5 protein-coding genes and 1 tRNA gene are annotated in these 6,068 nt (G+C 67.0%); 4 read left to right on the top strand and 2 right to left on the bottom strand.

What is annotated here, in order from left to right; genetic code table 11:
- Positions 1 to 43 precede the first annotated feature (43 nt).
- Genes FJ386_10845 through FJ386_10860 form a run of 4 tightly spaced genes read left to right on the top strand, consistent with a single transcriptional unit; the run spans position 44 to position 4,977 of the window.
- Positions 44 to 316 (top strand): WXG100 family type VII secretion target, encoded by a 273-nt coding sequence (locus FJ386_10845; protein ID MBM3877205.1) that lies wholly within the window; start codon positions 44 to 46, stop codon positions 314 to 316.
- Positions 313 to 903, top strand: coding sequence for a hypothetical protein (locus tag FJ386_10850; GenBank protein MBM3877206.1), 591 nt, complete (start codon positions 313 to 315; stop codon positions 901 to 903). The genes FJ386_10845 and FJ386_10850 overlap by 4 nt, the downstream gene beginning before the upstream one ends.
- On the top strand, positions 900 to 1,112 hold the full coding sequence (locus FJ386_10855; GenBank protein MBM3877207.1) for a hypothetical protein: 213 nt from the start codon (positions 900 to 902) through the stop codon (positions 1,110 to 1,112). Before FJ386_10850 ends, FJ386_10855 begins: the two co-directional genes overlap by 4 nt.
- Entirely contained in the window at positions 1,105 to 4,977 is a 3,873-nt protein-coding gene (locus tag FJ386_10860) for an ATP-binding protein (GenBank protein MBM3877208.1), read from the top strand. The genes FJ386_10855 and FJ386_10860 overlap by 8 nt, the downstream gene beginning before the upstream one ends.
- Positions 4,978 to 5,028: 51 nt before the next feature.
- Here FJ386_10860 and FJ386_10865 read toward each other — a convergent pair.
- Positions 5,029 to 5,116, bottom strand: a tRNA-Tyr gene (locus FJ386_10865).
- Positions 5,117 to 5,197: 81 nt separating this feature from the next.
- On the bottom strand, positions 5,198 to 6,068 hold an 871-nt coding region (locus tag FJ386_10870), incomplete at its 5' end, for a Gfo/Idh/MocA family oxidoreductase (protein MBM3877209.1).

The following is a 6,068-nucleotide window of genomic DNA, read 5'->3' on the forward strand; positions in this document are numbered from 1 at the left end:
CAACACAACCCACCGGCGCAGCGCCGGCAACCCATCCCATCCCATGCCACAAGCCGTCATGGATCCCGAGGCCGTCCGCCGGTTCGCGGAGGAACTCAAACGCTTCAACATCGACCTTCAAAACCGCATGGCCTCGCTGCACGCGCGCTTCGCCTCGCTCGGCGACACGTGGGGCGACCAGGAACACGAGAAGTTCTCGCAGGAGTTCGAGCAGACGATCCGCGCGCTCAAGAAGTTCGTCGAGGTTTCCGGCCAGCACACACCCTACCTGCTCCGCAAGGCCCAGCGCATCGAGGATTACCTCGCCCAACGATGAGTTCACCACGGCAGGCGAAGGTCCTTTCGATCGACGCGCTCGACCTGTTCCGGTCGCGCGTGATTGTCTTCGCCGAGAAGGGCCGCATCGCCACGTCCGACGCGCTCGACGACTACGCCCGCACGCGGCAGTGGCTCGAGACGGACCGGCTTCCCCACTGGGAGGGCCAGATCCGGCGTCGCGCGCGCGACCTCGAGGAAGCCCAGCAGGCCCTCTTCTCGGCGCGGCTCAGCAACATGCAGGACGCGACCGCCGCGCACCTGCAAGCCGTCACACGGGCCAAACGCGCGCTCGACGAAGCCGTCGCAAAAGTCGCCAGCGTGAAGAAATGGATCGCACGCTTCGAGACCGACGCCGGGCCGCTCGCCAAGCAGGTGGACAAGCTCCGCTCCTTCTTCACGCACGATTTGCGCGAAGCCGCGTCTTCGCTTGCGCTCTCGGTCGGCACGCTCGAATCGTATCTTGAACGATTTCCATCCACTCCGAAACCCGCGAAGCCGCAGGACGATTCCGCGCCGGCGACTTCGTCCTCTCCGCCGGCCGCCGCGGCTGTCGAGCGCACTGAGCCCACGGGAGGCCCGCAATGAACCCCGCGGCAACACGCGCGCAGTTGTCCGCGCTCATGCGGGACATGACGAGCCATTGGGGCGAGATCAGGGCCGAATGGCGCGACGCGCGGGGCGAGGAATTCGAATTGCGCTACGTCCAGCCGTTGCAAACGCACATGACCTCCGCGCTCACCGCCCTCGAAAAGCTCGAGGGCATCATGGCCAAAGTCAGGAGAGACTGTGAGTAACGCGGTCGGCGTGAACGAGGCGTTGGAGCGGCTCGGCCAGTTGCGCCAGGCCGTGCGCGATGCCGCCGCGCGACGCGACACCCTCGAGCGCGAGCATCAGGCCCGCGTGCATCGCGAGCAATACGACACCGCTGCGGTCCTTCGCGACCTGGATGCCGCCCACGCGGCGCGGGTCGCCGAAATCGAATCCACCGCGCGTCTGCAAAGCGCGGCGATCGAGACACGCGCCTGTGCGCGGCAGACGCGCATCCATCGGGCTCGCACCCAGGCGCTGAACCAGGCGCTCGCCGTGATTGCCGCGGATGAAGGCGCGCGAAAGTTCCGAATCCAACAGCGTCTCCTGCAAGCCAGCCGCACGCATGACGCCGTCCTGCCCGGCGTCAAGCTGGACAACGAGGAATTCAACAAGTCGCTCGCGAGCGCCGGCGTTGAACTCGACCAGCTCGCTGCACGCGCGGAGGCGTCGTTCCGTCCGTTCGGCAGGGTGTTCGCCGGGACGGATGCGGAGTCACCAACTCCCCCAACCGCGCCGGATGACGAGCGGTTGCTGCTCGACCAGACGCACGAGGAAAGGTCGGAAGCGGCGTCGGACCTGGAGTCGTTCCGGGCAAAACCGCTGCCCGCGCTGTTCCGCCTGCTGCCGGTGCCGGTGCTGGCGACGCTGATCGTCGTCGGGCACGGCGCGTTCGCGGCGTATCTCCACTTCAAGCTGGCGCGTCCCGTTCCCTCCGGACCGATCGGCGGCTCGCTGCTCGGCTCCCTGCTCGTGATGGCCGCGCTGTTCTTCCTTGGCCGGATGCAAGCCCGCCCGGCCGCCGCCGCGACCGGCGCCGCGCTCGGCCGCGCCCGCTGTTCACACGCGTTGAGCGCCGCGGCGGCCGCGCGCAACCAGATCCAGCGCGTGCAGGACATTGAACTCGCCTTCGCGCGGACCGAGGAGCAGTTGAACAGCGAGTGGAATCAACTCATGGAGGAACTCGAACACCGCCGCGCCGACGCGCAATCCACCGCCGAGCGAAAGATGGCGCACGCGCTCGAGCGCTGCTCCCTGCTCGCGCGCCGGCGCGAGCACGAGACCGCGGCCTTTCACAGCGGCGAACTCGAACGCTTCCAGACCGCCGGGTCGCAGCAGCGCGCGGAACTCGCCGCCGCTTCCGAGGCGCGACTCGCGCAGTTCGCACGCGAATTTTCAGAGCAGGCGGCGATGATTCAGCTCGAACTCGACGCGGGCGCCATGCCTGTCTACGCAGCCATCCAGGCGGCCGGCGGCTTCACGCAAGCCGAAGCCCCGTGGCGATCAGAGCCGGGCGCCGGATGGTCCCCGCCGAGAGTGTTCTCGCATGTCGCGCCATTCGGGCGGCTCGATGTGGATGTCGCGGTGCTCGCGGGCGTGCCGTTGCAACCCGGCCGGCTCGCACTGCCCGGCGCGGCGCGGCTTTCGTTGCCCGCGTTGCTCGCGTTCCCTGCCAACGGGTCAATCCTGTTCGAGACCATGCAGGGCGGGCGCTTCGAGTCCATCGCCGCGCTCAACAACATCGTGCTGCACCTGCTCGCGGGCGCGCCGCCGGGACGCGTGAGCTTCAGCTTCGTGGACCCGGTCGGGCTCGGCCAGAATTTCGCGGGCGTCACGCACCTGTCGGATTTCGGCGAAACGCTGGTCACCGGGCGCATCTGCACGCAACCGGCGCAAATCGAGAAGCGCCTCGCGGAGCTCAACGAGCACATGGAGAAGGTCATCCAGATGTATCTCCGCAACGAATACGCGACCATCGCCGACTACAACGAAAAGGCCGGCACCATCGCGGAGAAGTATCACTTCCTCGTCATCGCGGATTTTCCGGTGAACTTCAGCGAAGCAGCGATCAAGCGGTTGCTCAGCGTCGCCGCCAACGGTCCGCGCTGCGGCGTCTTCGTCCTCATGCACTGGGACCGCCGGCAGCCGCTTGTGGATGTGACCGCCGAGGACTTGCGCGACCTGAACGTGTGCGTCACCGCAAAGGGCGGCGAAATGGTGCTGGCCGGTCGCACCTCGGACGGCGTGAAGCTCGTGCTCGAACCCGCGCCCGACGCCGCGCGCGTGACGCAGTTCATCCAGCGGGTCGGCGAGCTCAGCCTGAGCGCGAGCCGCGTCGAGGTGCCGTTCGATCATATCGCACCCGCGGCGGACGCCACGTGGTCGCTCGACACCGGGGACGAATTGCGCGTGCCGATCGGCCGCACGGGCGCGACGAAGTTCCAGTATCTCGAACTCGGCCAGGGGACGCGCCAACACGCGCTTGTCGCGGGCAAGACGGGCTCCGGCAAGTCCACGCTCTTCCACGTCATCATCACAAACCTCGCCTTGTGGTGCAGCCCGGAGCAGGTGGAGTTCTATCTCGTGGACTTCAAGAAGGGCGTCGAGTTCCAGTGTTACGCGGCAAACCGGCTGCCGCACGCGCGCGTGGTGGCCATCGAAAGCGACCGCGAATTTGGATTGAGCGTGCTGCAGCGGCTTGACGAGGAACTGCGCCGCCGCGGCGAACTCTTCCGGCGCGCGGGCGCACAGGACGTGCGGGGTTACCGCCGTTCCGCAGGCGCGGGGACGATGCCGCGCTCGCTGCTGCTCATCGACGAGTTCCAGGAATTCTTCACCGAGGACGACCGCATCGCGCAGAGCGCGGCCTTGCTGCTCGACCGCATCGTCCGGCAGGGACGAGCGTTCGGAATCCATGTCGTGCTCGGGTCGCAGACGCTTGGAGGCGCCTACACGCTCGCGCGCGCCACGCTCGGCCAGATGGTGGTGCGCGTCGCGCTGCAATGCAACGAGGCCGACGCGTATCTCATCATGGACGAAAACAACCCCGCGCCGCGCCTGCTCACGCGGCCGGGCGAGGGCATCTACAACGACATGGCCGGAGCCATCGAAGGGAACAGCCCGTTTCAGGCCGTGTGGCTCGACGATGAAGTCCGCGACGCGAGACTCAAGCGCGTGCGCGAACTTGCGCGGCAACGTCCCGGCGGCGCGGCCTCGCCGGTCGTCTTCGAGGGCAACGCGCCCGCGGACGTCCGTGACAACGAGTTGCTGGCCGCCGCGATCGCCACGCGCCCGCCGGCCGCGCCCGCGGCCGCGCGCGTCTGGCTCGGCGCGCCGAATTCCATCAAGGGCCCGACTGAGGTGACCTTCGCGCGGCAGAGCGGCTGCAACCTGCTTGTGGTCGGCCAGCGCGATGAGGCCGCGCAAGCCATCGTGACCGTCGCGCTCCTCGCGCTTGCGGCGCAGTTCCCGCGTGACGCCGCGCGGTTCGTCATCCTCGACGCGTCAGCGCCGGGCTCGCCGGAACGCGCGCAATTGGAGGATGTCTGCCGCGCACTGACGCACGAGATCGTGGTCGCGCGCGGGCCTGAAACGGAGACCGCACTCGCGGCGCTGGCGGAAGAACTCAAGTCACGCTCCGAGTCGGGCGACGCGGGCCGGCCCGACGTGTTCCTGTTTATCCACGGCATCCAGCGCTTCAAGAAACTGCGCTTCGAGGAGGACTTCGGTTTCGGCGGCGAGGGCGCCGCGAATCCCGGCCAGCAGCTCTTCGCGCTCATCTGCGAAGGGCCGGCGACGGGCATCCACGTCATCGGCGTGTGCGACACGTGCAACAACGTGAATCGCTTCCTGAGCCGCAAGGCGCTGAGCGAGTTCGAACTGAGGGTGCTGTTTCAAATGAGCGCGAACGACTCCGCGGCCTTGTGCGACAGCCAGCGGGCCGCGAGCCTCGGCTTGCACCGCGCCGTCTTCTTCAGCGAACAGGAAGGCTATCTCGAGGTGTTCCGCCCGTATGCCGCGCCCGACGCAACATGGATCGCCGAAGCAGCCCGACAACTCGGGTCCGAATGAAGGGCGAGACCCAGGGCGCATCCGGGACGATTGCCAGAGGCCGAACAAGGGTGGTGGTAGGAGAAGGATTCGAACCTTCGTAGGGCGTTAGCCCGGCAGATTTACAGTCTGCTCCGATTGACCGCTCCGGCATCCTACCCGCGTGAAGCGCCCGCTGAGGGAGGGCGATATATCCAGAGCAATGGGGTTCGCTCAAGGAGAATGTGCCGCGCGGCGGCGGCTACTTGTTGAACGACTTCGTGAAATCCTCCGCCGTGCTCTGCACCACTTTCTTCTCGTGGCGCGAATGGGCGATGAGTTCGTTGAGCTTGCGCTCCCAGGCCTTGCTGTCCATCGGCAGTTCGATGCTCTGGCCGATGAGCGAGGAGTAAAGCAGCACGTTGGCCAGCTCCACCGAGCCCATGCCTTCCGCGCCCGGGGCGATGAGTGCCGACTTGTCGGGATCGAGGATGGCATCCACGAAGTTCTGGATGAGGATGCCGTGCGGGTTGGTCGCCGGCTCGAAGGGAATCTCGCAGTTCCACGCTTCCGGTTTGGCGAAGCCGCTCTTGGACGTCCGGCTGAACTCGATCATGTCCGACTCGTTGCGCGCGAAACGCATCTTGTCGTTCTCGACGACAAGCTTGCCGCGCGTGCCGCAGAGTTCGAGGCGGTTGGTGCCGGGTGCTTCGCCCGTGGAGGAGATGAACACGCCGGTCGCGCCGTTGGCCCATTCCATGTAAGTCGAGATGTTGTCCTCGACCTCGATGTTGTGGTAGCGGCCGAGCTGGCAGAAGCCGCGGACGGTCTTGGGCATGCCGCAGAGCCACTGGAGCATGTCGAGCTGGTGCAGGCACTGGTTGAGCAGCACGCCGCCGCCCTCGCCCTTCCACGTTGCGCGCCAGCCGCCGCTGGCGTAGTAGGCCTCGGTGCGGAACCAGTCGGTGATGATCCAGTTCACGCGCACGAGCTGGCCGAAGTCCGCGCTGGCGAGGAGTTGCTTGATCTTTAAGTAACGCGGCTCCACGCGCATCTGGAACATTCCGGCAAATACCTGCTTCGGATGCGCCTGCGCCACGGCGATAAGCCGCTCGGCGTCGGCTTTGTGCGCG

The organism is Verrucomicrobiota bacterium, from assembly GCA_016871675.1.
In the GTDB taxonomy this organism is placed as follows: domain Bacteria; phylum Verrucomicrobiota; class Verrucomicrobiia; order Limisphaerales; family VHCN01; genus VHCN01.